At 52.6% G+C, this 26,507-nt stretch carries 23 protein-coding genes; 13 read left to right on the top strand and 10 right to left on the bottom strand.

Annotated features, from left to right (window positions below):
- Nucleotides 1–87: 87 nt before the first annotated feature.
- The 6 genes from purH to V7Z75_RS10735 all read right to left on the bottom strand — a co-directional run bounded on the left by purH (nt 88) and on the right by V7Z75_RS10735 (nt 6,269).
- A complete protein-coding gene (purH, locus tag V7Z75_RS10760; protein ID WP_334108666.1) occupies nt 88–1,674 on the bottom strand; it encodes a bifunctional phosphoribosylaminoimidazolecarboxamide formyltransferase/IMP cyclohydrolase in 1,587 nt (528 codons plus the stop codon).
- Nucleotides 1,675–1,698: 24 nt separating this feature from the next.
- Nucleotides 1,699–1,935: a Fis family transcriptional regulator gene (locus V7Z75_RS10755; RefSeq protein ID WP_334108664.1), complete on the bottom strand. Its 237-nt coding sequence runs from the start codon at nt 1,933–1,935 to the stop codon at nt 1,699–1,701.
- Nucleotides 1,935–2,966, bottom strand: a complete 1,032-nt coding sequence (gene dusB, locus V7Z75_RS10750; protein ID WP_334108662.1) for a tRNA dihydrouridine synthase DusB — start codon at nt 2,964–2,966, stop codon at nt 1,935–1,937. Before dusB ends, V7Z75_RS10755 begins: the two co-directional genes overlap by 1 nt.
- A gap of 192 nt (nt 2,967–3,158) precedes the next feature.
- Nucleotides 3,159–5,105 (bottom strand): methyl-accepting chemotaxis protein, encoded by a 1,947-nt coding sequence (locus V7Z75_RS10745; RefSeq protein ID WP_334108661.1) that lies wholly within the window; start codon nt 5,103–5,105, stop codon nt 3,159–3,161.
- Nucleotides 5,106–5,253: 148 nt separating this feature from the next.
- On the bottom strand, nt 5,254–5,508 hold the full coding sequence (locus V7Z75_RS10740) for a YkgJ family cysteine cluster protein (RefSeq protein WP_334108741.1): 255 nt from the start codon (nt 5,506–5,508) through the stop codon (nt 5,254–5,256).
- Nucleotides 5,509–5,510: 2 nt separating this feature from the next.
- Nucleotides 5,511–6,269, bottom strand: a complete 759-nt coding sequence (locus V7Z75_RS10735; RefSeq protein WP_334108659.1) for a competence/damage-inducible protein A — start codon at nt 6,267–6,269, stop codon at nt 5,511–5,513.
- A 115-nt stretch (nt 6,270–6,384) separates the two neighbouring features.
- Between V7Z75_RS10735 and V7Z75_RS10730 the strand changes: the two genes are divergently transcribed.
- Complete coding sequence (locus tag V7Z75_RS10730) at nt 6,385–6,585, top strand: (2Fe-2S)-binding protein (protein WP_334108658.1); 201 nt, start codon at nt 6,385–6,387, stop codon at nt 6,583–6,585.
- 17 nt (nt 6,586–6,602) lie between these two features.
- On the opposite strand, the gene polA is transcribed toward V7Z75_RS10730, so the two are convergent.
- Nucleotides 6,603–9,323, bottom strand: coding sequence for a DNA polymerase I (polA, locus tag V7Z75_RS10725; protein ID WP_334108656.1), 2,721 nt, complete (start codon nt 9,321–9,323; stop codon nt 6,603–6,605).
- A gap of 21 nt (nt 9,324–9,344) precedes the next feature.
- Here polA and V7Z75_RS10720 point away from each other — a divergent pair, with 21 nt between their 5' ends.
- The 4 genes from V7Z75_RS10720 to V7Z75_RS10705 all read left to right on the top strand — a co-directional run bounded on the left by V7Z75_RS10720 (nt 9,345) and on the right by V7Z75_RS10705 (nt 12,430).
- Complete coding sequence (locus tag V7Z75_RS10720; protein ID WP_334108655.1) at nt 9,345–10,076, top strand: TIGR00730 family Rossman fold protein; 732 nt, start codon at nt 9,345–9,347, stop codon at nt 10,074–10,076.
- A gap of 119 nt (nt 10,077–10,195) precedes the next feature.
- Nucleotides 10,196–10,534: a DUF2782 domain-containing protein gene (locus V7Z75_RS10715; RefSeq protein WP_334108653.1), complete on the top strand. Its 339-nt coding sequence runs from the start codon at nt 10,196–10,198 to the stop codon at nt 10,532–10,534.
- Nucleotides 10,535–10,608: 74 nt separating this feature from the next.
- The gene (gene thrB / locus V7Z75_RS10710; RefSeq protein ID WP_334108651.1) at nt 10,609–11,562 is read left to right on the top strand and encodes a homoserine kinase; all 954 of its coding nucleotides are present in this window, start codon (nt 10,609–10,611) and stop codon (nt 11,560–11,562) included.
- An 82-nt stretch (nt 11,563–11,644) separates the two neighbouring features.
- On the top strand, nt 11,645–12,430 hold the full coding sequence (locus V7Z75_RS10705) for a BPSS1780 family membrane protein (RefSeq protein ID WP_334108649.1): 786 nt from the start codon (nt 11,645–11,647) through the stop codon (nt 12,428–12,430).
- On the opposite strand, the gene uvrD is transcribed toward V7Z75_RS10705, so the two are convergent.
- The 3 genes from uvrD to groES all read right to left on the bottom strand — a co-directional run bounded on the left by uvrD (nt 12,425) and on the right by groES (nt 16,999).
- On the bottom strand, nt 12,425–14,614 hold the full coding sequence (gene uvrD / locus V7Z75_RS10700; protein ID WP_334108648.1) for a DNA helicase II: 2,190 nt from the start codon (nt 14,612–14,614) through the stop codon (nt 12,425–12,427). The two genes, V7Z75_RS10705 and uvrD, sit on opposite strands and share 6 nt — an antisense overlap.
- A 415-nt stretch (nt 14,615–15,029) precedes the next feature.
- Nucleotides 15,030–16,661 carry a chaperonin GroEL gene (gene groL, locus V7Z75_RS10695; RefSeq protein WP_334108646.1) on the bottom strand — a complete coding sequence of 544 codons (1,632 nt, stop codon included), beginning with the start codon at nt 16,659–16,661 and terminating at the stop codon, nt 15,030–15,032.
- Nucleotides 16,662–16,708: 47 nt separating this feature from the next.
- A complete protein-coding gene (gene groES / locus V7Z75_RS10690) occupies nt 16,709–16,999 on the bottom strand; it encodes a co-chaperone GroES (protein ID WP_334108644.1) in 291 nt (96 codons plus the stop codon).
- A gap of 388 nt (nt 17,000–17,387) precedes the next feature.
- Here groES and V7Z75_RS10685 point away from each other — a divergent pair, with 388 nt between their 5' ends.
- The 8 genes from V7Z75_RS10685 to V7Z75_RS10650 all read left to right on the top strand — a co-directional run bounded on the left by V7Z75_RS10685 (nt 17,388) and on the right by V7Z75_RS10650 (nt 26,476).
- Nucleotides 17,388–17,813 (top strand): helix-turn-helix domain-containing protein, encoded by a 426-nt coding sequence (locus tag V7Z75_RS10685; RefSeq protein ID WP_334108643.1) that lies wholly within the window; start codon nt 17,388–17,390, stop codon nt 17,811–17,813.
- 240 nt (nt 17,814–18,053) lie between these two features.
- On the top strand, nt 18,054–19,007 hold the full coding sequence (locus tag V7Z75_RS10680; protein WP_334108641.1) for a TnsA endonuclease N-terminal domain-containing protein: 954 nt from the start codon (nt 18,054–18,056) through the stop codon (nt 19,005–19,007).
- A complete protein-coding gene (locus tag V7Z75_RS10675) occupies nt 19,007–20,986 on the top strand; it encodes a hypothetical protein (RefSeq protein WP_334108639.1) in 1,980 nt (659 codons plus the stop codon). The genes V7Z75_RS10680 and V7Z75_RS10675 overlap by 1 nt, the downstream gene beginning before the upstream one ends.
- Nucleotides 20,986–21,936 (top strand): TniB family NTP-binding protein, encoded by a 951-nt coding sequence (locus tag V7Z75_RS10670; RefSeq protein ID WP_334108638.1) that lies wholly within the window; start codon nt 20,986–20,988, stop codon nt 21,934–21,936. Before V7Z75_RS10675 ends, V7Z75_RS10670 begins: the two co-directional genes overlap by 1 nt.
- A complete protein-coding gene (locus tag V7Z75_RS10665) occupies nt 21,933–22,946 on the top strand; it encodes a TniQ family protein (RefSeq protein WP_334108636.1) in 1,014 nt (337 codons plus the stop codon). Before V7Z75_RS10670 ends, V7Z75_RS10665 begins: the two co-directional genes overlap by 4 nt.
- Before the next feature lie 2 nt (nt 22,947–22,948).
- On the top strand, nt 22,949–23,980 hold the full coding sequence (locus V7Z75_RS10660) for a TniQ family protein (RefSeq protein WP_334108634.1): 1,032 nt from the start codon (nt 22,949–22,951) through the stop codon (nt 23,978–23,980).
- Entirely contained in the window at nt 23,961–24,791 is an 831-nt protein-coding gene (locus tag V7Z75_RS10655) for a hypothetical protein (protein WP_334108633.1), read from the top strand. Before V7Z75_RS10660 ends, V7Z75_RS10655 begins: the two co-directional genes overlap by 20 nt.
- A 593-nt stretch (nt 24,792–25,384) precedes the next feature.
- The gene (locus V7Z75_RS10650; RefSeq protein ID WP_334108631.1) at nt 25,385–26,476 is read left to right on the top strand and encodes a porin; all 1,092 of its coding nucleotides are present in this window, start codon (nt 25,385–25,387) and stop codon (nt 26,474–26,476) included.
- Nucleotides 26,477–26,507 lie beyond the last annotated feature (31 nt).

Genomic DNA, 26,507 nt, shown 5'->3' with positions numbered 1-26,507 from the left:
CCTTGATAGCAAGACGCGGCGACGCAGACAGTACATATGCGTACGGCAAGGAGCCGCAACGCCGCTAGCAAGGGGCTGTTCTATTTTTCAATGGCGGAAGTGGCGGATGTTGGTGAATACCATCACTAATCCGTGCTCATCCGCCGCCGCAATCACCTCATCATCGCGAATACTGCCACCCGGCTGGATCACGCAGCTGGCGCCAGCTGCTGCCAGCACATCCACGCCATCGCGGAACGGGAAGAAAGCATCGGAGGCGACGGCAGAGCCTTGCAGGGGCAACCCGGCACTCTGTGCCTTGATTGCAGCAATTTTGGTGCTGTCCACTCGACTCATTTGGCCTGCGCCCACGCCCAGGGTCATGCCGTTGCCGCAGAAGACGATGGCATTGGATTTGACGTATTTGGCCACGCGCCAAGCGAACAACAGGTCTTCCAGTTGTTCGGGCGTTGGCTGCTTCTTGGTGACGACCTTGATGTCGGCAACATTGATTTCATGGTTATCCGCGGTCTGGATCAGCACGCCGGAACTTACCCGTTTGGTGTCGTGCGAGTTGCGACCATGGCTCCAGGCGCTGTCGCCACCAGCAGGCAGGGCGATCTTGAGCATGCGCACATTGGTCTTGGCCTTGAAAATTTCCAGGGCTTCGTCGGTGTAGCCAGGGGCAATCAGGACTTCGACAAACTGTTTGGAAACGGCTTCGGCAGCGGTGCCATCCAGGGTTTGATTGAAAGCGATAATGCCGCCGAATGCAGAGGTTGGGTCAGTCTGAAAGGCTTTTTGGTAGGCTTCCAGCGGGTTTTCTCCTGTGGCCACGCCGCAAGGATTGGCATGCTTGACGATAACGCAGGCAGTGCCGTCAAAACTCTTGACACATTCCCATGCTGCGTCGGCATCGGCGATGTTGTTGTACGACAGCTCCTTGCCTTGTAATTGTTGGGCAGTTACCAGCGAGCCTGGCGCAGGATAGAGGTCACGGTAGAATGCAGCGGTCTGGTGCGGGTTTTCGCCATAGCGCAGATCTTGCACCTTGACCAGGCGACCATTGAGCTGACCTGGAAATTCGTTGCGGGTGCCATCGGCATTGAAGGAAGACAGGTAATCGCTGATTGCGCCGTCATAGTTGCTGACGCGATTGAATGCTGCCACGGACAGGGCGAAACGAGTCGCTCTGCTGGTGGCGCCGTTGGTGCTGCGCATTTCGGCCAGGACTTCTTCATATTGCGAAGCATCGGTGAGCACAGCGACGTCCTGCCAGTTCTTGGCGGCGGAGCGCACCATGGCCGGGCCGCCGATGTCGATGTTCTCAATGGCGTCTTCCAGCGTGGCGTCAGGACGTGCCACAGTCGCCTCGAAGGGATAGAGATTGACTACGATCATGTCGATATTCGGAATGCCCGCAGTTTGCATCGCAGCCACATGCTCGGACAGGTCGCGACGGCCCAGCAGACCACCATGCACCTTGGGATGCAGGGTCTTGACCCGGCCATCCAGCATTTCCGGGAATCCGGTGTAGTCGCTGACTTCAATCACGGCAATGCCGTTGTCGCGGAACAGCTTGGCCGTGCCGCCGGTGGAAAGAATTTCTACACCGAAACCAGCCAGTGCCTGGGCAAATTCAAGAATACCGGTTTTATCGGAAACACTGATAAGCGCTCGTTTGATCACAGCCATAATGAAAACTCTGAAGAGAAGGGGTTATTGGAGGTTGTGCTGCTGCAGTTTCTTGCGCAGGGTGTTGCGGTTGAGACCGAGAATTTCAGCAGCTTTGCTCTGGTTGCCGCCAGCACGGTTCAGTACATATTCAAGCAAGGGTTTTTCCACACATTGCAGCACCATGTCGTACACGGCATGGGGTGGCTGTCCGTCGAGATCCTTGAAATATTCGTCCAAGGCCGCGCGCACGCAGCTGGTGAGATCCTGTTGGCTACTCATTATGCAGCCAGGACCTCGTTGTTACTTTCGGCGGTGTCTGGTTCGTATTGCAGGCGTTCGTTACGCTGCTTGAGCTCGCCGAAGAAATCGTTGATGGATTGCAGTTGCTCTTCCACGGTCTGCAGCTGGTTCATGTGGTGGCGGAAGTTGGCGGAACCAACCAGCCCCTTGGTGTACCAGGAAATGTGTTTGCGCGCGACGCGCATGCCGGTGAGTTCGCCGTAGAAATTGTATAGGTCGTGGATATGCTCCAGCATGACCTGGTGAATTTCCTCCACGGCAGGCGCAGGCAGGTGCTCGCCAGTTTGCAGGAAATGCTCGGTCTCACGGAATATCCAAGGGCGGCCTTGGGCGGCGCGGCCGATCATCACGGCATCGGCCTTGGTGTAATCAAGCACGAACCTGGCTTTTTCCGGCGTGGTAATGTCGCCATTGGCAATTAATGGAATGTTGATCGCCTGTTTGACAGCGGCAATCGTGTCATATTCTGCATCGCCCATATACAGGCAGGCCCGGGTGCGGCCATGCATGGCCAACGCCTGCACGCCAATATCTTCCGCCATTCTGGCGACAGCGACAGCATTGCGGTTGTTCTTGTCCCATCCGGTGCGGATTTTCAGGGTGACCGGCACATCCACGGCATTGACCACGGCCTTGAGGATTTGCGATACCAGAGGTTCGTCCTTGAGTAGCGCGGAACCAGCCATGACATTGCAGATTTTCTTCGCGGGGCACCCCATGTTGATATCGATGATCTGGGCGCCATTGTCTACGTTGTGCTTGGCGGCTTCCGCCATCATCTTGGGGTCGGCGCCTGCGATCTGTACCGAGATCGGGTCGACCTCGCCTTCATGGTTGGCGCGGCGCAAGGTCTTGGCGCTGCCATAGAGCAGGGAGTTGGACGTCACCATTTCGCTCACTGCAAGGCCCGCGCCCATACGCTTGCACAGTACACGGAAAGGACGGTCGGTTACGCCCGCCATCGGGGCGACTACCAGATTGTTCTTCAGCTTGTAAGGACCGATCTGCACCTGACTATAACCGTATCAATGACATGGGAAAGCTGCCTATTTTATATGCAAATGGAGAGAGAACAAAGTAGATATTGATGGCCCGTGCCGGACAGGGACTGGGAGGGGCGGCAGATAGCTTGATTTTGCCTTGGCTACCCGGCCTTTGGGCTGGGTAGCATGGCTTAGGGATGACGATGTTACGAGAGAGGTTTACAACTTGAAAACAGATACCGTCTTGAGCAATCTTTGCGCCTGTTCTTCCAGTGCATGTGCCGCCGCCATGGCTTCTTCCACCAGCGCGGCATTTTGCTGGGTGGTTTCATCCATGGAGGTGATGGCCAGATTGATCTGTTGGATGCCGCTGCTCTGTTCCTCGGAAGCATGGGCAATCTCTGTCATGATGTCGGAAACCTGTTGCACAGTGTCGACCACTTCCTGCATGGCCTTTCCTGCGTCGGTGACTTGAGTGGAGCCCTTACCGATCATGCTCACTGAGCCGTCGATCAATTGCTTGATTTCCTTGGCGGCATTGGCGCTGCGTTGCGCCAGAGTGCGGACTTCCTGGGCAACGACGGCAAAACCACGGCCTTGTTCGCCAGCGCGCGCGGCCTCCACTGCGGCATTCAGGGCCAGGATGTTGGTCTGGAAGGCAATACCTTCGATCACAGTGGTAATCTCCGACATCTTGCGGGATTCCTCGCTGATCTGCTGCATGGTGCCTACAGCATCACTCACCTTGCCGCTTGCGCGCCCTGCGGTGCTGGAGGCTGAAATGGCAAGCTGGTTGGCCGAACGGACGTTGTCCGTGTTTTGGCCCACAGTGGAGGTAAGTTCTTCCACGCTGGCAGCGGTTTCTTCCAGCGAGGCCGCCTGGTTTTCCGTCCGGCTGGACAAATCGCTGTTGCCGAGAGCAATCTCGGAAGCTGCGCTGGAGACATTCTCGCTGCCGGTGCGAATGTCGCCGACAAGGTTGCGTAATTTTTCCTGCATGGTTTTCATGGCATGAAGCATGCTGAAATTGTCGCCCGGCGAAAGCTGGACGGTAGTATTCAGGTTGCCGTCCGCAATTTGGCGGGCCAGGTCTGAGGCGGCTGCTGGTTCACCGCCGATGGGACGGATGACCAGGCGATCCAGCAGATAGGCCAAGGCCAGGGAGACGATGAGTACACTCACCAGGCCGATGACAATGGCAGTGTTGCGCAGGCTGCGCACTCCTTTCAATACCTCGCTTTCAGGCACGGAAATCGCAAAGGACCAGGGCGTCTTGCTATAGGCGATATGAATAGGCTGGAATATGCGCATAAGGACGGTATCCAGCGCGTGGTCGTATACCGTATCGTTCAGGCTTTGTCCGTCAGTGATGGATTTCCTGATGTTATTCCATACGGTATCCTTGGGAACTGGTTTTCCAATATTGGCCGCATCACGGTCGCCCACGTAAGTGGCCTGGTTGGAGAGTAGGCTGGCGAATCCGTTGCCATAAGGCTTGATCTGGCTGACTTTCTGCTGGAATTCCGACAGCAATATGTCGATGCCGACGGCGCCCACGACCTTGCCTTGGTGAAAGACGGGCACCACCATGCTGGTGATCAGTTCTTGCCGGTTGCCGACATCATAGGGATAAGGTTCGAGTAAGGTTTCTTGGCCGCTTTTATGCGCCAACTGGTAGTAGTCGCCCGCGCCCGGCTTGTCGTAGTCGGTTAGTGCCGTAACCTCGGCTGTCCCGCTGCTGCGGTGCCAATAGGGCACATAGCGCCCGGTCGCATCGGTACCGGGCTGGTTCACGAATACATTGTCGCGACCATCGAAGGCGTTGGGTTCCCAGATGGTCCATACCGCGATGAACGACGGATTGCCTTCCAGCACCCGTTTCAACATGCTGTCGCCCAGCTTGCGGTTGGCAAGCCCTGCATTGTGCAAGCCCTCCAGAGAGTGCGCCAGCGTGCGCGCAGTGTCGAAAGCGACTTCAAACTCTGCCTTGACTGCCCCGGCGTATTGCATGGAGAGTGTGTCGGAGTATTGCAGCGCGGATTCTTTTTGCAGGCTGGCGGCCTTGTAGGAGAGGATGGAAATGGTAAGGCCGAAGCCGCCAACAATCATTGCTGTGACGACCAGGAGTACCTGGGTTCTTAACTTGAGGGAATGAAACGCGGTCATGGTATCCAGTTCGGCTAATAGTTATTGTTGAAGAGAAAAACTTCCGAGGCAGTATGCCAGGGATGGCTATGCAAGAGAACGGCAATAATTTGCTTGCTGAATAGCAATAACTGGCAATACTTGAAATCCTCGCGCTGGGCCTGGCGTATCAAGGGGCGGTTTCGGCTTCCAGCCGGGTTAACCAGGCAAAGGCATGCGCATCGCTGGCGCCGCACATTTCAATATTGGGTTGCAGCGAGGCGCAGACGGCGGGCCGTGCCGGATGGCCGAAGATCATGCAGCGGTTTTGTTGATCAAGCTGAACGCAGCGCTCGCCTGCTTTTTTGCCATTGGGCATGCCGGGAATGGCGGTGGAGATGGAAGGCGCGATACAGCATGCGCCACAACCTGGGCGGCATTCCATGATTATGCGAGTGCTTGCCATGGATGGCCTGCTCTGTCCAGTGCAGAACAGATATGCTGCATGGCCGCCTGCACATCCATAGCCTGGCCTTTGACACCGAGCTCTATGGTACGGCGGGTATCCAGACGCGGCAGGCTGAACAGCTTGAGAGTGGGGAATTGCCGCGTGATTTCCTCCATCAAGTCCAGCAACTGGCTTTCCCCAGTATCGAATACCAGGATGGATGACTCAGAAGTGGTGTGCTGGTGGAACAGGTGGGAGTAATGGGTATCCAGTATCCATTCCGTCATTGGCCAGGACATTTCCGGGAAACCGGGCATGAAGTAATGATGACCGAGCGAAAATCCTGGCACGCGGTTCACCGGGTTGGGAATCAGTGCGGCTCCCTGGGGGAAATCGGCCATGAGGACGCGCTTGGGATAAGCGGCCTCGCCGAAACGTTCTTCAATTTCCGTCACTGCGCCTGCATGGCGGGCGATGGGCAAGCCAGCCGCTTCCGCGGCAGCCTGTCGTGTCTGGTCGTCTGGCGTGGCACCGATACCGCCGAAGCTGAAGACGATATCCTGGCTGGTCATGGTGCGGCGTAGGGTGGCGGCAATCTGGGTACGGTCGTCACCGAGGTATTCCGCCCATGACAGACTCAGGCCACGTGTGGTCAGTAGAGAGATGATTTTGTTTAGATGCGCGTCCTGGCGCTTGCCGGAGAGAATCTCATCGCCAATGATGATGGCGCCGAAACGTGGCAGTGTATTGTTGGTCATGGGTGGTATGGTGATAGAGGCTGGCAGGTATTTTGCAGCAAATAACTCATGTTTTGCAGGGTAGTGTCGATGAAAAGGCTAAAATAGCCCTGAGTATTATCAATAGACCTTCACCATGAGCAACTCCAAAAACAACCCGGATGACGAAATCCTATGCTTTTGCAGCGGCGTCAAGCGCGGCAAGATTCGCGAACTGTACCGGCAGGGTTTCGACCTTCAGGGCATTGCCGATATGACTGGAGCAATGACTGGCTGCGGCGGCTGCGAGTGGGAAATTGAGTATTTTCTCAAAGAGCTGGAACAGCAAGGAAAGTAGCTTGCTTTCATCATAATTTAGTGAGCCGCTTCCCAGTTCGCGCCCACACCTACCTCTGCCAGTAATGGCACATCCAGTTTGGTAACCCCTTGCATGAGCTGTGGCAGGGTTTGCTTGACCATTTCCAGTTCCATATCCGGTACCTCCAGTACCAGTTCATCATGCACTTGCATGATGATCTTGCTGTGGAGCTGCTGTTCGTTTAACCAACGATCTACGGCAATCATGGCGAGCTTGATCAGGTCGGCAGCCGTGCCCTGCATGGGAGCATTGATAGCCGCGCGCTCCGCGCCCGCGCGGCGCATGCCGTTGGGGCTGTTGATCTCTGGTACCCACAACCTGCGGCCAAAGAAGGTTTCGACGTAGCCTTGCTCTTTTGCCACCATGCGCGTGTTCTGCATATATTCGCGCACGCCGGGATAGCGTGTGAAATAGCGGTCTATATAGTTCTGCGCCGCGCTGCGCTCGATATTCAGATTCTGCGCGAGGCCGAAGGCGCTCATGCCGTAGATCAGGCCGAAGTTGATTACCTTGGCGTAGCGGCGCTGTTCGCTGCTGACTTCGTCGCGTTGCACGCCAAAAATCTCGGCAGCGGTGGCGCGGTGGATGTCCTCTCCGCGGGCGAATGCGGAAAGCAAGCCTTCATCCTGTGACAGATGCGCCATAATGCGCAGTTCGATCTGCGAGTAATCGGCGGAAATGATCTGCGACCCTTTCGGCGCGATAAATGCTTCGCGGATGCGGCGGCCTTCCGCGGTGCGCACAGGGATGTTCTGCAAATTGGGGTCGGAGCTGGCCAGGCGCCCTGTGATCGCCACGGCCTGGCTGTAGCTGGTGTGCACGCGGCCTGTGATTGGGTTGATCATGCGCGGCAGCTTGTCGGTGTAGGTGGATTTCAGCTTGGCGAGGCCGCGGTATTCCAGCAGTACTTTTGGCAGCGGGTAATCCAGCGCCAGCTCCTGCAGCACGTCTTCATCGGTGGAAGGCGCGCCGCTCGGGGTTTTCTTCAATGGCTTGATACCGAGTTTGCCGAATAGGATTTCCTGCAATTGTTTGGGCGAGCCGAGGTTGAAAGGCTGGCCTGCGATGTCGTAAGCCTGTTGTTCCAGTCCCAGCAGCTTTTGTCCCAGCTCATTGCTTTGTGCCTGCAACATGGTCTGGTCGATCAGCACGCCATTGCGTTCTATGGTGTAGAGGATGTCGAGCAAGGGCATTTCAATATTGCGATAAATAAACTCCAGCTTGTCGTCTGCTTCGATTTGTGGATAAAGCGCCTGGTGCAGTTGCAGGGTGATGTCCGCGTCCTCGGCGGCATAATCAGACGCAGTTTCGATATTGACCTGGCTGAACGGCACCTGCTTGGCGCCTTTGCCGGCGATTTCCTCATAGGTCACGGTCTTGATGCCGAGATGACGCATGGCGAGGTCGTCCATGCCATGTGTGCGGTGGCTTTCCAGCACATAGGACTGCAGCAGCGTATCGTGAGCGATGCCGTTCAGCACGATGCTGTGGTTGGCGAGCACATGTTTGTCATACTTGAGGTTCTGGCCTAGTTTGGAGGTGGAAGCGTCTTCCAGGATAGGCTTGATCTGCTGCAGGACGTTTGCAAAATCCAGTTGTTGGGGAGCGCCGGCGTAATTATGTGCCAGCGGAATGTAGGCCGCCTTGCCCGGCGTAATAGAGAACGACATGCCGACCAGTTTGGCTTGCATGGCATCCAGGCTGGTGGTTTCGGTGTCGAAAGTGATTAAAGGCGCTGACTTGAGCAGCAGCAGCCATTTGTCCAGGCTGGCCTGATCGAGGATAGTCTCGTAATTGCGGCCAGCGTTCTGGGCAACGCCGAACATGTCAGCCGTTGCAGGCGGCGAGGCAGGTCTGGTGGGGGGGGTTCCGCCGGCATCCAGTTCGCGTCGCCAGGTCTTGAATTCGAAGCGCTCATAAAGTTCGGCCAGTTTGGCATTGTCGGCAGGTTGGCTGACCAGCTCGGTCACGGCCTGGGGCAAATCGAGATTGCAGCGGATGGTGATCAGTTCGCGTGCCCTGGGCAGCCAGTCCAGCGCCTTGCGCAGGTTGTCGCCGACCACGCCGGTGATCTGGTCGGCATGGTGGATGATATTATCCAGCGAGCCATGCTGAGTCAGCCATTTCACGGCAGTTTTCGGCCCGACCTTCTCCACGCCCGGTACATTGTCCACACTGTCGCCGATCAGGGTGAGGTAGTCGATGATCCGGTTGGGCGGAATGCCGAACTTGGCTTCCACGCCTGCTTCATCCAGCACTTCGTTGGTCATGGTGTTGACCAGCTTGATATGCGGCGTGACGAGCTGGGCCATGTCCTTGTCGCCAGTCGAGATCACGACCTGCATCCCTTCGGATTCAGCTTGTCTTGCCAGGCAGCCGATCACATCATCGGCTTCTACGCCATCCACCATCAGCAGGGGCCAGCCCATGGCCTTGATTGCCTCATGCAGGGGCTCAATTTGCCGGGAAAGGTCATCCGGCATGGATGGGCGGTTGGCTTTGTATTCGGGATAAATATCGTCGCGGAAGGTTTTCCCCTTTGCATCGAAGATGCAAGCGCTATAATCAGCCGGGTAATCCTTATGCAGGCGGCGCAGCATATTCAGCACGCCATACATCGCGCCCGTGGGCTCGCTCGCCTTGTTGCGCAGGTCGGGCAGGGCATGAAAGGCGCGATAGAGGTAGGACGAGCCGTCTACTAATAACAATGTTTTCATCTTGAATTGAGTGTGAACTTTATGTCAGCTGCGAAAAAACTTCCCAAGATACTGGACCCAGAACTCCCCAACAAGAAGTACTCGGCGCGTGAATCGTGGCGTGCTTTCGAGATTATGGCAGAATTCGTCGAAGCGACCGAGCGCATGAAGGAAATCACGCCCGCGGTATCCATCTTCGGCAGTGCGCGCACTCCGCCCGACCATCACTATTACAAACTGACGGAAGAAATTGCGCGGTTATTGTCCGACGCTGGCTTCAGTGTCATTTCCGGTGGCGGCCCCGGTATCATGGAAGCGGCGAATAAAGGCGCATATAAGGGAAAATCGCCCAGTATCGGCCTCAATATCGAATTACCGCATGAGCAGAAAGGCAATCCCTACCAGGACATCAGCCAGAACTTCCAGCATTTCTTCATGCGCAAGGTGATGTTCGTCAAATACGCTTCGGCCTATGTGGTCATGCCGGGTGGTTTCGGAACGCTGGATGAGCTGATGGAAGCGCTTACGCTCATCCAGACCGCCAAGACGCGCCGGATTCCCATTATATTGGTGCACGAGCCTTTCTGGCGTGGCATGCTGAGCTGGATACGAGAGACCTTGGTGGGCGAGGGCATGATCTCGCCGGAGGATATGGATTTGCTGCAGGTGATCGATAGGCCGCACGAGATTGTTGAAGCCATTTTCCGTCATTATGAAACCCGTGGTTTCGAGCCATCTGCCGCAGAACAGCAGATCATGCAGTTCTATCTGTAAAACGGTTGCCGAAGAGCGCTGTTTTTCAGGCGCTGACCTGTTGTGAATAAACAACAGTGCTCTTTTGGGCAATCAGGCGATTTGGTAGAATCAAGCAATTCATCTGGACTGGGGTTGTCATGCGTATTGAAAGAATGTTGCTGGTATTGGCGCTGTTGCTACCGCTGATGGCCTCTGCTGCGGAAATTCCCGAAAACCTGGAACCGCTGCCCGAGCCGCCTCCGCCGCCTGCGGGTATGGAAGGGGATGAGTTGGAGCCTGAGGTGACTATCGTCAAGAAAGGCGAGGAAACGGTGGAGGAATACCGTATCAATGGCGAGCTTTACATGATGAAGGTCACCCCAAAGACGGGCGTGCCTTATTACCTGGTCAAGGATGATGAGAATGCCGGATGGTCGCGTAACGACGGGGTTGCCCAGCCGATCAGCATTCCAAAGTGGGTGTTGTTCCGCTTCTAGTTTTCTGATTTTGATACTTGGGGAGATGCCTGCATTCTCCCCATTTCCCATTCTGCCTTTCCAAAAGTTCTCTTATGTCCGTATTCACCACCGTTTCCACAGAGCAGATGCAGCAATGGCTCAAGAGCTATCCTCTTGGTGAGCTACTGGACTTGCAGGGGATTGCGTCAGGCATTACCAATACCAATTATTTTGTCACCACCACCACTGGCCGTTATGTGCTGACCCTGTTTGAAGAGCATAGCGCCGAAGAGCTACCGAACTTTCTCGATCTCATGACGCATCTGGCCGAGCGGGGCATTCCTTGCCCGCATCCGGTCAGGAACAATAACGGTCATTCGCTGGGCGAGCTCAATGGCAAGCCGGCGGCGCTGGTGAGCTGCCTGGCGGGAAAATCGCTGGAGCATCCTTTGCCGCAGCATTGCGCCGAGATCGGCAATGTGCTGGCACGCATGCATGTGGCTGGTGCATCGTTTCAGGGCAGGATGAGCAATTTGCGCTGCCGGAATTGGCGCATTGCCACGGCTGCCAAAGTATCGCCCTTGCTGGATGATGAAAACCGCCAGATGCTGGATGCGCAACTGGCGTTCGAGCGGACATTCGATACCAGCGCATTGCCGCAAGGCATCATCCACGCCGACCTGTTCCGCGACAATGTGCTCATGGACGGCGACAAGGTGGGCGGTCTGATCGATTTCTACTATGCCTGTCATGATGTGTTGCTGTATGACATCGCCATTACGGTCAACGACTGGTGCGTCAATGCGGATGGCAGCCTCGATGCTGAGCGTGTGCAGTCCCTGCTCAATGCTTACCATGCAGTGCGCCCGTTGACAGAGGAAGAGCAGCATGCCTGGCTAGGCATGCTGCGCGTCGCCGCCATGCGCTTCTGGCTGTCGCGCCTCAACGACCTGCATTTTCCGCAGGAAGGGGAGCTGACCCATGCCAAGGATCCTGTCTATTTCGAGCGCATCCTGCGCCAAGGGATTGCAGCGCGCGAGCAAATACTGGCGAACTGGGTCAATTAAGCCGGTACGGTATACGGTACGATCACCAAATCAAATATCAAGGTGCTGGTAAGGATAATAGCCAGCGATGCTAAGGAATAACATGCAAGCCAAACCAACTATTTTCGGACAGGTAAATGCCTGGGTGCGCGACATACTCGCCCTGTTCCGCCAAAAACCTGGCAAGTGGATGCTGCTGGGCCTGGCGCATGTCTTTTTCTTCGCCATGCTGCCGGGGCTGCTTGGTGTGCAGTTTTTCTCTTTTCTCCTGCTGCCTGCTTTTCTGGCATTGGCGGTTGGTTTTTACCGCGATGCGGATATTGGCCGCGATAGCGACCTGGGCGACCTGCTCAATGAAATCAAGCCCAGTTTCAGAAAGTTGCTGGCGCTCGGGGCTGTGTGCATCGTGTATGTGCTGTTGATCAATCTGCTGACGGCGGACGATGTCATGAAGCTGGATCAACTGGCCCGCGGCAATGAACAGAACCCGGAGCAGGTATTGGAGCAATCCATGCCCATCCTGGCCAAGCTTATGGTATTGCTGACGCCGTTGGTGCTGGTGATCTGGTTCGCGCCTGCGTTAGTGGCGTTCCAGCACTACACTGTCGTGCATGCCATCAAGTCCAGTCTGGCGGCCTTCATCCAATATCTACTGCCATTGCTGCTAACCTGGTTTGCCGTGACCATGCTCATCATGCTGAGCATGGTATTGGCAGGCGTGCTGGTGGGCGTGCTTTCGGCGGCATCGAAAGCGGCAGGCGGGTTGATCACCCTGGTGCTGGTGTTCGCCTGCATGCTGTTCGCCAGCGCGCTCATGCTGGCATTCCAGTATGTCAGCAACCGCGATATCTTCAAGATGCCGCGACCGGACAAGGTCGAGCTGCTATAAGGTCTCCAGCTTGGCGTATTCCAGCGCCAGCCACTTCAAGCCTTCCTTGCCGAAATTGACCTGCACCCGCAGGTCGTTGGCATTGCCTTCATAATTTACCACCACGCCCTGGCCGAACTTGCTGTGGGCCACTGCCTGGCCGATTTTCCAGGGCAGGTTGGCCTGCGGTTTGGGCACGGCAGGTGCTGCGGCGGGTTGCTGGTAGCTTTGCGGCTTGTTGGAAACGCTGTTGAGGCGCTTGATGAGCTCTTCCGGAATTTCATCGAGAAAGCGCGACGGAATGCCGTAGCGCAGCTGGCCGTGCAGCATGCGGCTCTGCGCGAAGCTGAGATAGAGCCGCTGCCGGGCGCGCGTCACGGCGACATACATCAAGCGGCGCTCTTCTTCCAGCCCGTTGGCCTCGAAGCTGCTCTGGTCATGCGGGAACAAGCCTTCCTCTAATCCGCTGATGAAGACGGTATTGAATTCCAGCCCCTTGGAGGCATGCACGGTCATGAGCTGCAAGGCCTCGCGCCCTGCATCGGCCTGATGCTCGCCGGACTCCAGGCTAGCATGCGCGAGGAACTGTGCCAGTATCGACATGGCGACTTCGCCATTCTCATCGACCTGCATGCCGATTTCCTGATTATTGAAGGCGATTGCTGCGTTGACCAGCTCATCCAGGTTGGCGATGCGGTCCTCGCCCTCCTTGTCCATGACATAGTGGTCGCGCAAACCGGAAAGGCGGGTGGCCAGCTCGACCTGCTCCGGCAGGGTCAGGCCGATGGATTCTTCCTGCATCTGCTTGATCAGCGCGACAAAACCATCCAGGCCGCGTCCCGGCTTGCCTGCGCCCACCTTGTTGCAGGCGGCCTGCCACAGGCTGCAATCCTGCTGCCGCGCCAGCTCCTGCAACTGCTCCAGGCTGCGCGCGCCTATGCCGCGCGTGGGAAAGTTGATGACGCGTAGCAAGGCGGTATCGTCGTCGCCGCTGGCGATCAGGCGTAAGTAGGCCAGCGCATGTTTGACCTCGGCTCGCTCGAAGAAGCGCAAGCCGCCGTAGACGCGGTAAGGCAGTCCGGCGGAGAACAGCTCGTGCTCCAGAATGCGCGACTGGGCGTTGGAGCGGTAGAGCAGGGCGATGTTGCTGAGCTCGGTGCCTTCCTTGTGCAAGGCCTTGATTTCATCGACGATGAAAGCCGCCTCGTCCTTGTCGTTGTAGCCTTCATACACGCGGATGGGCTCGCCCTTGCCTGCAGAGGTCCAGAGGTTCTTGCCCAGACGGTTGCGGTTGTGCGTGATGATGGCGTTGGCGGCATCAAGGATGTTGCTGTGCGAGCGGTAGTTCTGCTCCAGCTTGACGATGTTCTCGACATTGAAATCATGCTCGAAGTCGCGCATATTTCCCACGCGCGCGCCGCGGAACGCATAGATGGACTGGTCGTCATCGCCCACGGCGAAGATGCAGTTGTCCGACCCGGCTAGTAGTTTCAGCCACAAATATTGCAGGCGGTTGGTATCCTGGAACTCATCTACCAGGATGTACTTGAAGCGGTGCTGGTAATGCTCACGGATGTTGGCATTGTGGCTCAGCAACTCATAACAGCGCAGCAGCAGTTCGGCAAAATCGACCACACCCTCGCGCTGGCATTGCTTGTCGTATTCCTCAAAAATCTCGCGCATGCGCTGCGCGTGGCTGTCGTAGGCTTCCACCGCATAGGCGCGCAGCCCTTCCTCCTTGCAGCTGTTGATGTAACCCATCACCTGCTTCGGAGGGAATTTCTCGTCGTCCACGTTCATCACTTTCATGACGCGCTTGATCGCGGACAACTGGTCCGCGGTATCGAGGATCTGGAACGTGGCAGGCAGATCAACTTCGCGATGGTGGGCGCGCAGCAGGCGGTTGCATAGTCCGTGGAAGGTGCCCGCCCACATGCCCCGGACGTTGATCGGCAACATGGCACTGAGCCGGGTCAGCATTTCCTTGGCCGCCTTATTGGTGAAGGTGACGGAAAGAATGCCGTGCGGCGACGCTTGCTGGGTTTGGATCAACCAGGCGATGCGTGTTGTCAAGACGCGGGTTTTGCCGCTGCCTGCGCCAGCCAGGATCAGTGCGGATTGATGGGGCAGGGTAACGGCTTCGAGCTGCTTGTCGTTGAGGCCGTCAAGCAGCGAGGTGGGGGTGGAATTCATCATAAGCTGCATTATCGCAGGTGCATAGGACTAAGAGAACCGCCGGGATGAGACAAATCAATGTATGACTAATAGATAAATTGTAAACAGATGTAAAAAAGATATTTGGGATGAACTATCCGGGGCGCGCCTAGTCATATTTTGCAGACGACGCACTCGTCTCCCGCTTTCCTCCCTGAGCGGGGAGCCTTATCCCAATGAGGCTTAAATGCTTGCCCCGATTTTACTCCCCTTTAATCGGGGTTTTTTTTGCCTGTCGCTTTTGTAAGCCTGTTTTTTTCTGTTGCATAGCCACATAAGCCATAGTAACGAATTGGTGAGAAATCCATGCAGTCTGCAAAACAAAACCCCCGCATTTTTGCAAATGCAGGGGTTTCTTGCGATACCTGCCCCAGCTAGGCTGAGGAGCAGATGATGCAGCGTTGGCTTAGAAGCCCATGCCGCCCATACCGCCGTCAGGCATTGCAGGAGCAGCTTCTTCCTTCGGCAGTTCTGCTACCAGTGCATCGGTAGTCAGGATCAGGGAAGCCACGGAAGCTGCGTTTTGCAGTGCGGAACGGGTCACCTTGGCAGGATCCAGAACACCCAGTTCCACCAGGTCGCCGTAAGTGCCGTTGGCAGCGTTGTAACCGAAGTTGCCTTGGCCTTCCAGCACCTTGGCAACCACAACGGATGGCTCGTCGCCAGCGTTGGCCACGATCTGGCGCAGAGGCTCTTCGATCGCGCGCAGCACGATCTTGATACCAGCGTCCTGATCGGCGTTGTCGCCCTTCAGTTCCTTGATGGAAGCGCGGGCGCGCAGCAATGCAACACCGCCGCCAGCCACGATGCCTTCTTCAACAGCGGCGCGGGTAGCGTGCAATGCATCTTCAACGCGAGCCTTCTTTTCCTTCATTTCGGTTTCGGTCGCAGCACCGACCTTGATCACGGCAACGCCGCCAGCCAGCTTGGCCACGCGCTCTTGCAGCTTTTCACGGTCGTAGTCGCTGGAGGCTTCCTCGACTTGCTTCTTGATCTGGTCGATACGTACCTTGATGTTGTTCTCGGAACCAGCGCCGTCGATGATGGTGGTGTTTTCCTTGCCTACTTCGATGCGCTTGGCTTGGCCCAGGCTTTCCAGGGTTACCTTTTCCAGGTTCAGGCCAACTTCTTCGGCAATCACGGTGCCGCCGGTCAGGATGGCGATATCTTCCAGCATGGCCTTGCGGCGGTCGCCGAAGCCAGGGGCCTTCACAGCCACGGTCTTCAGGATGCCGCGGATGTTGTTCACTACCAGGGTTGCCAGTGCTTCGCCTTCAACATCTTCTGCAATGATCAGCAGAGGGCGGCCAGCCTTGGCCACTTGCTCCAGGGTTGGCAGCAGGTCGCGGATGTTGCTGATCTTCTTGTCGTAGAGCAGCACGAATGGGTTTTCCAGCAGGGCAATTTGGCGCTCTGGATTGTTGATGAAATATGGGGACAGGTAGCCGCGGTCGAATTGCATGCCTTCAACCACGTCCAGCTCGTTTTCCAGGCCGGAACCGTCTTCAACGGTGATTACGCCTTCCTTGCCAACCTTGTCCATCGCGTCAGCAATGATCTGGCCGATGTCGGCGTCGGAGTTGGCGGAAATGGAACCTACCTGAGCGATTTCCTTGCTGGTGGTTGTAGGCTTGGAGATTGCCTTGATCTCGTTGACGATCTCGGCAACAGCCTTGTCGATACCGCGCTTGAGGTCGGTCGGGTTGAAGCCGGCAGCTACGTACTTGAAGCCTTCGCGCACGATGGCTTGTGCCAGCACGGTAGCGGTGGTGGTGCCGTCGCCGGCGTTGTCATTGGTCTTGGAAGCGACTTCCTTCACCAGTTGAGCGCCCATGTTTTCCAGCTTGTCGCTCAGCTCGATTTCCTTGGCAACGGAAACGCCGTCCTTGGTCACGGTCGGGGAGCCGAAGGAACGCTCCAGCACCACGTTGCGGCCCTTGGGGCCCAGGGTTACCTTGACAGCGTTAGCCAGCACGTTAACGCCGTTGACGATCTTGGCACGTGCCTCATCGCCGAAAATCACTTGTTTTGCAGCCATTGTATATCTCCTAATTGAAACTTAGTTTGGACGCGAGGGGTTGCCGCTTAGGCTTCTACCACGCCCAGGATGTCGTCTTCGCGCAGCACCAGCACTTCGTCGCCGTCTACCTTGACGGCTTGGCCTGCATACTTGCCGAACAGCACGCGGTCGCCAACCTTGACGTCCAGGGCGATTGCCTTGCCGTTGTCATCCCTCTTGCCTGGGCCGACAGCAATCACTTCACCCTGGTCTGGCTTTTCAGCAGCAGAATCAGGGATCACGATGCCGGATGCGGTCTTGCGCTCTTCTTCCAGGCGTTTCACGATAACGCGGTCTTGCAATGGGCGGATTGCCATGAGTTTCTCTCCTAAAATCTCAAAATGAACATTGATTTGAAACAAGTTCTGTTGCTAGGGTGATTTAGCACTCAACCCTATCGAGTGCTAATAATAGGGACGGCTTGATCGTTTTTCAAGGGGAGAGGTTTAAAATTTTTTGTCGTTTGTAACTCAACTCCAGATTTTTGCAAGTTAAGTCCAGAGTTTGGCAACTTAGCTCCAGATTTGTTTAATTTGCTGTCACGCTAAACGCTATTGATTAATTAATAATCAATAGTATAAGTACTTTTTTTGCTTTCAAAATGCTTTCAAATTGATATAAATCAAATGGTTACGTGTATATTTATGTTGAAAATTGTTTAGTAGTATGTAGAATAAAATTTAATCAAAATGATTTATTTGCAGCATGAGCCCTTTTGCACACTATTTATATAATCTAAGACTGGATCGAGGTGTTCGCCAAGGAGAGTTGGCGGAAATGCTTGGTTATGAGCAAGCGTATGTCTCGGCTTTGGAGATAGGAAGGAAAGGGCCTCCCACTTCTGAGTTTGTGGGGAAGCTTATTAGGGTGTTTGCACTGTCGGCCAAAGAGCAGGAAGAACTGTATTTGGCTGTGTCATCTTCTGAACGGAAGCTTGTTATCAGCCATGATGCACATCAGGATGTATATAAGACCCTCAGTGAGCTAAAAAAATATCTAGAAAGAATGCGTCCCGATCAGCTGCGGATCATTCGGGATGTAGCCAGGATTACCGAAGAGCTGCCAGAAGCTCTGGTAGAGGAAATACCAAGAAAAATCAAACGACGTTCAAAAACGGAGGCCACAATGTAAAACGGGACAAACCTTTCAGCTTGCCCCGCAAGTGAGTAATTGAAGATACTCACGTCTCGAAAACTCAGTATCTTCATTCTGCGCACTCGCGTCAAGCTACTCCAACAAGACTACTCCAGAAATTTATGGGTTTAACAACCCTTAGTGGTATTTGTTACGCCCAAAATCTGGATAACTCAACTTGATTTCTGGTCAAGGCAGACTTGCTATTGCCTGGGATCAAGTCGAATGAGAGGGAAAATGAGATCACTGCACGAGAGTTTGGGTTGTAAACAGCAGGCTGAGATGGGGCCTGTGCGGCGTTTAACAAATACAACACCCCACCGGACGGTCGGGGGAATGTTTTTTCCTAGCATTACCCCTTACCCAGCTGAGTACGAGTCTCAGAATGAAAAACATACTCTTATTACGCTCGCGTTGTGTCATGACGTCATGGAGATTAAAAGCCAGCCTTGTAAAGTCTCATATATAAAAGAGTCAGGAAAGTTTGGTTACCATATCCCAGACTTTGAGGTTCTGACTGGCTCTGGACGATTGTTGATAGAAGTAAAAGCTGTCGAGAATCTACTAGAGCCTGCCAATAGTGCTAAGTACCGTCAATTAGGCTTGCATTACAAACGCGAGCACATAGCTTTTCGTTTTCTCACCAATGTGCAGTTGGAAGTTAAACCCCGATTCCAATCGGTGGGATTGTTGCAACGCTACCTTACTTCCCAGCCTGATAACGCCACAATAAATAGGGTGCAGCAGGAGTTAATTGATGCACCACTCCATATTTATAAGTTACTGCGTCGCCTCGACCTAGGTTTGCAGGAAATATATACCTTGATTGCTAGACGACACATTTGTTTCGACTGGGCTCAGCCCCTTAATCAAAACACCATTGTCAGCCTCCCTAATCAACCATTTAGAGGGTTATGCCTTGATGACATCCTGCATTCGACCCGGTTTTGTGATCTTTTGGAAAAGCTGGCTATGGGTCGTGAGCCGACAGATCAATCAGTCGTGGCAACTGCAAAGACTTGGCGACAAATTGACAATGTGCCTGGGATTTGGGGAGTGGTCGGAGGCTGTGTTACGGGGCAACCTTTATGTGATATCCAGAAAATCGGCTTTCTTCGAGGATCTCACTTTCGAAGAAATTACGCACCGGGTAGAGCAGTTTCGCTTAATGCTAAGTCAGAGGGGGCGTAATGAAGCGATTCCAAATAGCCAAAGGCTTAACCATCAAGTATTCGGGGCAGCTCTTCGAGTTTACGGATCGGAGCATTGAAGAATTATATTTTCAGCAACCAGAAACGGGTAAAAGACTCATTTTATTAGAAATTGATTTCTGGACTGATCTGAATCTGGGAATCATTGAGATAGTGCCATCCATTTCCACCCCACAAATGTTGTTGCTCGAGCCCGAAGAGAATGTATCAGTGCCACCCTTCATCGCAGACCTTAACGTGAAATATATGGAAGAGTTAGATCGTAGAGTCAGCTATATACATAGTTTGCAAAGGTTGGGAATTACAAGGGGTCAAAGAGATAAGATTTCAAGCGCTTTGCCTGACATTGCCAAGGAGTTGAAAGATAACTCTTTTCCGAAGGCACCAACAGTGCAACATTGGTGGCGTCTGTATGAGAATAGCTTAAACGGAAATGAATCACTGATTAGCAAGAATGCGTATAAGCGACGCAGAAAATCCTTTGATACCGAGAGTGAGTATTTTCTGCAAGACCAGATGAGGTTGCACTATCTCAAGAATACTCGACCTAGCATTAACACTGCATATCAGGCATACCGGCATGATTTTCTAGAAACCAATCTTCTCCGTATAAGCAATGGTCAATCACCGCTTCAGTCTGTTTCCGCCAAAACCTTTCATAACCGCATCAGGGCGTTACCTCGGTATGAAGTATTAGTTGAAAGATACGGGCGTGAGTATGCAAGGAGGCAATTAAAAATCAGTAAAGGCCCACTGCCATCGGAATACCCCTTGGATGTAGTAGAGATTGACCATACGCCTATGAATCTCTTCGTGATTGATGATCTGTCATTTTTACCCCTGGGACGACCGACGATGACAGCAATCAAAGATCGCTACTCTGGTGTGCTGCTGGGCATGTATATGTCGTTTCATGGGGGAGGATTGGCGAGTATCTCAGGGGCTATTAAACATTCATTGACCGCACATAGGCTTGCTTTTGATCTATGGGGCGATCTTGAGCATCAATGGCCTGCGTATGGTTTGGGGTCAATCTATAGCTCTGATCGAGGTGCGGACTATTTTTCACCGCGCTATCGCGCGATGATTTTCGATCTTGGGGCAAATTATGAATACTGCGAAGTACGCACACCTTGGCTGAAAGGGTCGATTGAACGGTTCTTCCTTACCCTTGAACAAAACTTTTTTGAAACCATGCCGGGGAAAACATTTAGTTCATTAGCTCAGCGCAAAGACTATGACCCAGCCAAGCATGCGGTGATTAGATTCTCAACACTAATTTACTTGATCCATAAATGGGCAGTAGATTATCACAATGTCACTACGCACTCTCGCAAAATGGCAACACCTCTGGAGCTTTGGCACGAGGGCATTGGAATAGCTCCTCCACCCATGCCGACATCAGTTGATAAATTGAACATCATTCTTGGTGATAGACGACAAGGGATGATCAGGAATGAAGGCATTCAATTCCTAGGGCTACATTACTCTGATGATACGTTACAGGAAATGGCTAATCGTTTTGGTAAAGGGATCAAGGTAGATTTTGTTATTTCACCAGATAATCTTGGTCATATTCATGTCAAGGATCCAGGGACGCATGAATATATACGGATCAACGTAACACGTCCTGACTATGCACATGGGCTGACATTATTCCAGCATAACTATATCAGGCACGAAGCCAGTGAATATTCTAAAAGCCAACATTCTATTGATCAGTTATTTTCCGCACGGAGAGTGATTGAGGCGCGCATCCAAGAAGATATTGCTACCAAAGAGAATTCTACAAAAAAGCAATTCGCGCGCATAGCAGGTATCAACTCCAACTCAGTGTTGGAGGGTGAGAAACGGTCTGCAAAAACACCATTTTTGAATACGCATAATGCTCAGACTGTTATTACCACATCTGACGAAAGTCCATTCACTGGCGTTCCAAGCTATACCTGGGGTGATTAATGCAAAATGCCACCCTATTCGATGCCGTAGAGTTGCGGCCATCCGTTCAAGTTATTCCCGCGTCTTTAAGCAGGCTTCAGGCATTGGATGGGACGCCAGCTCAAAAGGCAGATTTTGTTCGTCAGGTGAAGGTCAATGTGGAGGGGTTCAATCAAGCTCGCAAATTCATAGATGCTCTGCTTGCCCGTGCAAAACATACACGTAAACCAGGCGGTCTCTGGATATTGGGCAGTGGCGGTGTTGGCAAGAGCTTTATTTTGGATGATATTTATCATCGATATCCACCAAAGGAAACGCAATCTACCAGACATACCCCGGTGTTGAGCCTCAGCTTTGAGGGTACTCCTGTCTGGTCCACCATATTGCTCAGCTTGATTTTGCAATTAGGTCAGGATCCTGATCTTCTGCACTACCGCAAAAACGATGACCTGCGAGACTACTTGGTAGATGCCTTACCCGAATGCGGAACAGTGGCCATCATGTTCGACGAGGCACAGCACCTCTGGCTCAACACCAAAGCCAAGCGCGTTCAGGATCGAATGGGGGGTGCATTAGGGGATGCCATTAAAAGGTTGTACGACGATCTGCAGGTAGCTTTCATTTTTACCGGCACTCCAGGCCTAATCAAAGTGTACGAGGACGATGCGCAGGCAAAAACGCGCTGGAGCGGGTTGCTGCAATTGCAAGAATTTGTGTTTGATAACAGATTCATTGGGTTGCTGAAGGCGCTTGAAGAGGCAATTCCTTTAGAAGGGCAATCCCAACTTACCGACGAAAACACGGCATTCAAGCTCTACCAAGCATCAAAGGGTAATTTCCGGTTACTCAAGGATCTATTAGCTGAAGCGGTCTTCCTGGCGGCCAATTCAAATAGCCTATCCATATCAACCAGACATCTTGCAAATGCATTTTTTAACCGGTTCTGCGCTGTGGAGAATCCATTCTTATGAACTCCACCTACAGACTGCTACACCGGGTGACGCCCTATCACGATGAGTTGCTGATTGGTTTCATTATGCGTGTGTCCCTTAAGAACCGTTTAATGGGGCCAGATGAGCTTATGTACAAGTTACTTGGAGGCACTCGCAATATGCTCATGGCTCATATTCCTAAGCTGGCCAACATGACCCTCAATGAAGTAGAAGCGGTGAGCAAGCTGTCTGGTATCGAGCAATGGCAGCAGGGTGAGCCACGGTGGTGGATCGGCTCAGAGTGGATCAGCAAATCCATGTTCGTTACTTCACGTCGCTCCAAAATCTGTCCTGCCTGTTTGGCTGAGCAACCTTACCTACGCGGTACATGGAGCCTAAGCTTTTACGCTGTCTGTGCCAAACATCAGATCAGACTCATTGAGACATGCCCTAACTGCCAGAAGCGCTTGAAATGGAATCGCCGTCGCCCCGACTACTGCGGTTGCAAGCAAAGCCTTGCAAATATTGAAGCTCCTTTAGAGGTTTCCCATACCTCATCATTAGCTAGCTTGATTGCCTATCGCCTCGAGGGGCAATCACACTATTTGGTAAATGCGCTGGCATCCCGACACGTTGTGGAGAGGCTGGCAAGCTTGAGTGTGGATGGCCTATGCAAAACAGTCTGGTTTCTTGGCCATTGTCTGAAAAACATCGGGCTCTATGGTGTTGGGCATGGCAGAAAGAAACCCGATTCTGTCGTGCTTGAGACCATGGTGGAAAAAACCTTCGCTATATTGCATGACTGGCCTCAAGCCTTTGGCCAGACCTTGCAACAGCATCTGAACTACAAGTTCGGATCCCGGTTTACCGCGATTGAGTGTCACCAGCTATTTGCCCCACTGGATCACTACTTCCGCTCCAGCATGATGCAGCCCGAGCTGAGCTTTCTATCACATACTTATGAGCAATACGTACAGCAGCTATGGCTTTTCTCCGGTAAACCACATCATTGCGCATCTCTTGGCCAGCAACTGGTATTGGAGTTCTGATCATGGTGAGCCGCGCGCAGGTAACTGCCTTATCACAACAAGTGAAATCCGAACTCAACCAGCGTGGAGAAGCGTGGCAGATTGATCAACACAAACTGCTTGGGTTACCTGACCTCATTCCTGGTGAAATCTTCAGCTCCTGGGTATGGCGATGTATCGCATCAGGTCGCTTGTCCAAAGAACAGCTTCGCAAAACCTGGAAGCTGAAACAATCAGCTAGTTGGGTTGATATTGATCCCAGCCTGGTGAATTTCCAGAAAATAGCAAATACCCTTAACGATGTCTCCATCGAGGTTTTGCAAGCTAGTGTTTGGAGCCAAAGTAAGAATCTTGCTTACGAAGAAGCCCTCTGCTTGAGCACGGACATCATTGGACAACGCCCTATCTATCGCTATTGCCCGGATTGCTTGCGTGAAGACGAAATACCCCATATCCGCAAAACCTGGCGTCTGGCATGGACCTATGTTTGTTCCAAGCATCAACGCCTGATGGAGGAAAAGTGCCCGCATTGCCACACCTACATGGATCTAGACCAAGCGATCGTAAAAGCAAATGCGTCTATCAGCAACTGCCAGGCATGTGGGCATGATTTAAGCCGTTGCCCGATCCGGGAGGATGTTGCAAAGTTACTCGAACCATTGCTCAATGTGCAGAACATGCTTGGTCAATATCTCACGCAGAACCAAGCACTAAATTTATGTGAGCAACTACCACTAAGCCTGCAAGGAAACGGAGGGGAAAAGAATCTCACCGAGCTTTCCAGAATATTGATGATTTTCCGGAGCTACAATGGAATGGATATGCAATCCGTTTATGCAGGAATCTGCGGCCCCAAGCTATTTGCCCAGGATACTGAGCGCATATGCAGCTTCTTTGCCAAGCACAGGCTATTCAGGAACACCTTTTGGTTTACAGAAAGTGTGGTTTACAACGCGTACGATTTCAAGGCGCTGAAAAACGCCCAAAAGTGGCTTCACAAGCAAAGAAAATCAAATGCCAATCGGGAACATGATAATGAAAAATCGTCAGATTGAGCGCATGCTCTACCAGGCACAACAGCATCACAGGCATCAGCGAGGATGCCGGTTTCGTGATGGTATCTTGTTTTTCCAGCAATACGATCACATTGCGCCAGATGCTCTTACTCGCTCGGCAGATGTTGAGTTTATCTTGGGAGGTCGGCGTATATCAGTCACCTGGAGACACCCTCGGCAAGTGTATCGCGACAAAATAGACGATGCTGTCTACGCTACTGTTGAGCACTTATACTCCGAAAAGCACAGTTCATTGAATACGCAGAGCGAGAAGCAATATAAGAAAGTAGGGAAAAGTCGGAAAAAAGTTTTATGGTACGTGACGGGTGAGAGCGGAAATGCCCAATGGGCTGCAGCATTCGACAAAGAAGAAGAACGCCTAAGGCAAGAAGCGGACTTTACGATATATCCTTCTCTTCGAGTGAGTATATATAACTGGTGCCGTATGGTCGACATTGTGGCACCCATAGAAGTAAGGAATGTCGCCGACCTGAAAAAGCTAGTTGAACTAGTCAGGCGCCTCCTCAAACGGGAAATCACATTGGATACTGAGTTTCCTCGGTATGTTTATGACAGAAGGCAGTGGATTAGCGAGGATGGTGATATACGATCAAGATATTCCTATAGTGCAATCTGGTTTGATGATGATAAAGAGTATGTTGGATTATGTGCAGAGTTTCCATCGCTGAGTTTCCTGGCGAAAACACATAAATCTGCTCTATGCGGAATTCACCAACTCGTAGAAGATGTGGTTGCTGAAATGCAAGCTTCTAGTGAGCTAGTACCTAAGCCATTCCAATGTACAGGTTAATTTTGGAAACTAAAGCATAAACACATTTCTGAGCATTTTATAGTTCGTCAGTAAATAGCCCATGAGTTAAAACTACCTCCACTTTTCTAGTTAACTTAAGAGTGGCAGTATAAGAGTATTAATTGCCCCCACACGCTTTGGTACAAGCTAACGCTGGGAGAGGTAGTTGCTATATGTGGGCCGATGTAAAAGGTCAAAAGTCTCCCTTTCCCCCGATTCAAGCATAAATGCTATGGCTTGAAATGCCCAACCGCTCAGCGACCTCTGCCTGTTTGAATTCTTCGGTGTAACGTTGTTGCTTGCTCATGATGTCTCCTCAACTCCATAGTTTGAGGCTCTTGAGCCGTCTAGGAAAGTGGGGGCGATTCAGTGATCTGATCAAACCAGATGGGTTTGCATTTGATGACCTAATGATGTTGATGAGTCTCAGTAAGTAGTTTTTTTCAAAATTTTTATACCTTCTATAAGTGTTTAAACACCCAATTTATATGAACTAAGCAATCATCGAAACTCAACTCCTATAAGGCTTTCTGCTGTTTAAAAGCACTATCTTGCTTAACAGGAGTTCAATTTCAACCTAAATTGCGAATATCATGAAAATTTCATACTTATTAACTTTTACCCTCGCTGCTACCCCTTTAATTTCATTGGCTGATGGATCGGATGACAAGTCTTACTCTAGCTTTGCCATCAATGGCTATCTAGAGAGTTACTATACTCATGACTTCAATAATCCAGGCAGCGACAAGCGACCGGGCTTTGTATACAGCCACAACCGGACAGGAGAACCAAAAATCAATCTGGCCTTGGTTAAAGCTAGTTTCAAGAATGACAGAGTTCGGGCTAACCTGGCCCTGGCCTCAGGTACGTACATGAGAGCGAATTATGCGGCCGAGCCAAACGCATTGCAGCATCTCTATGAGGCGAATCTGGGTATCAGGCTCTCGGACGAGCATGATGTCTGGCTGGACGCAGGTGTCATGCCCTCGCACATCGGGCATGAAAGTGCCATTGGTGCAGACAACTGGACGTTAACGCGCAGCATGATGGCTGATAACTCTCCGTATTTTGAGACGGGCGTAAAGCTTTCATATACGACACCTGATGGTAAGTGGATGGTGAGCGGTTTACTGCTTAATGGCTGGCAACGCATACAACGGCCGGAGGGGAATACCACACCTGCCTTCGGACATCAGCTGACTTACAAACCTAATGAGAGAGTGACTATTAACAGCAGCTCCTTCATCGGTAATGATAAATCTGACCAAGACAGGCAGATGCGTTATTTTCACAATCTTTACGGGCAATTCCTTTTGGATGATCATTGGGGTCTGATCGCGGCACTAGATATAGGCGCCGAACAGAAGTTCAGAGGCAGTGATCAATATAGCGTATGGTTTTCTCCTAATTTCATTGTGCGCTATCGATGGAATGATCACTTGAGCTTGGCTGCGCGAATGGAATATTATCAAGACAAGGATGGAGTAATCATCAGCACAGACACTCCACATGGGTTCAGGACAAGCGGTTATTCGGTAAATCTGGACTATAGATTTAGCCCCAATATCCTCTGGCGGGCAGAGCTCAAGAAGCTGGACAGTCGGGACAGGATATTCGAGAAAGACCGGGATGGCGTATCAGATAACAATCTGATGGCAATTACCTCTGTTTCATTATCTTTCTAAGATGAGAACTAAACCTCAAGGGATGCTGAAC

The sequence above is a fragment of the Methylobacillus sp. genome, assembly GCF_036844465.1.
Taxonomy (GTDB): domain Bacteria; phylum Pseudomonadota; class Gammaproteobacteria; order Burkholderiales; family Methylophilaceae; genus Methylobacillus.
This window is presented reverse-complemented; position numbering and strand designations above follow the sequence as displayed.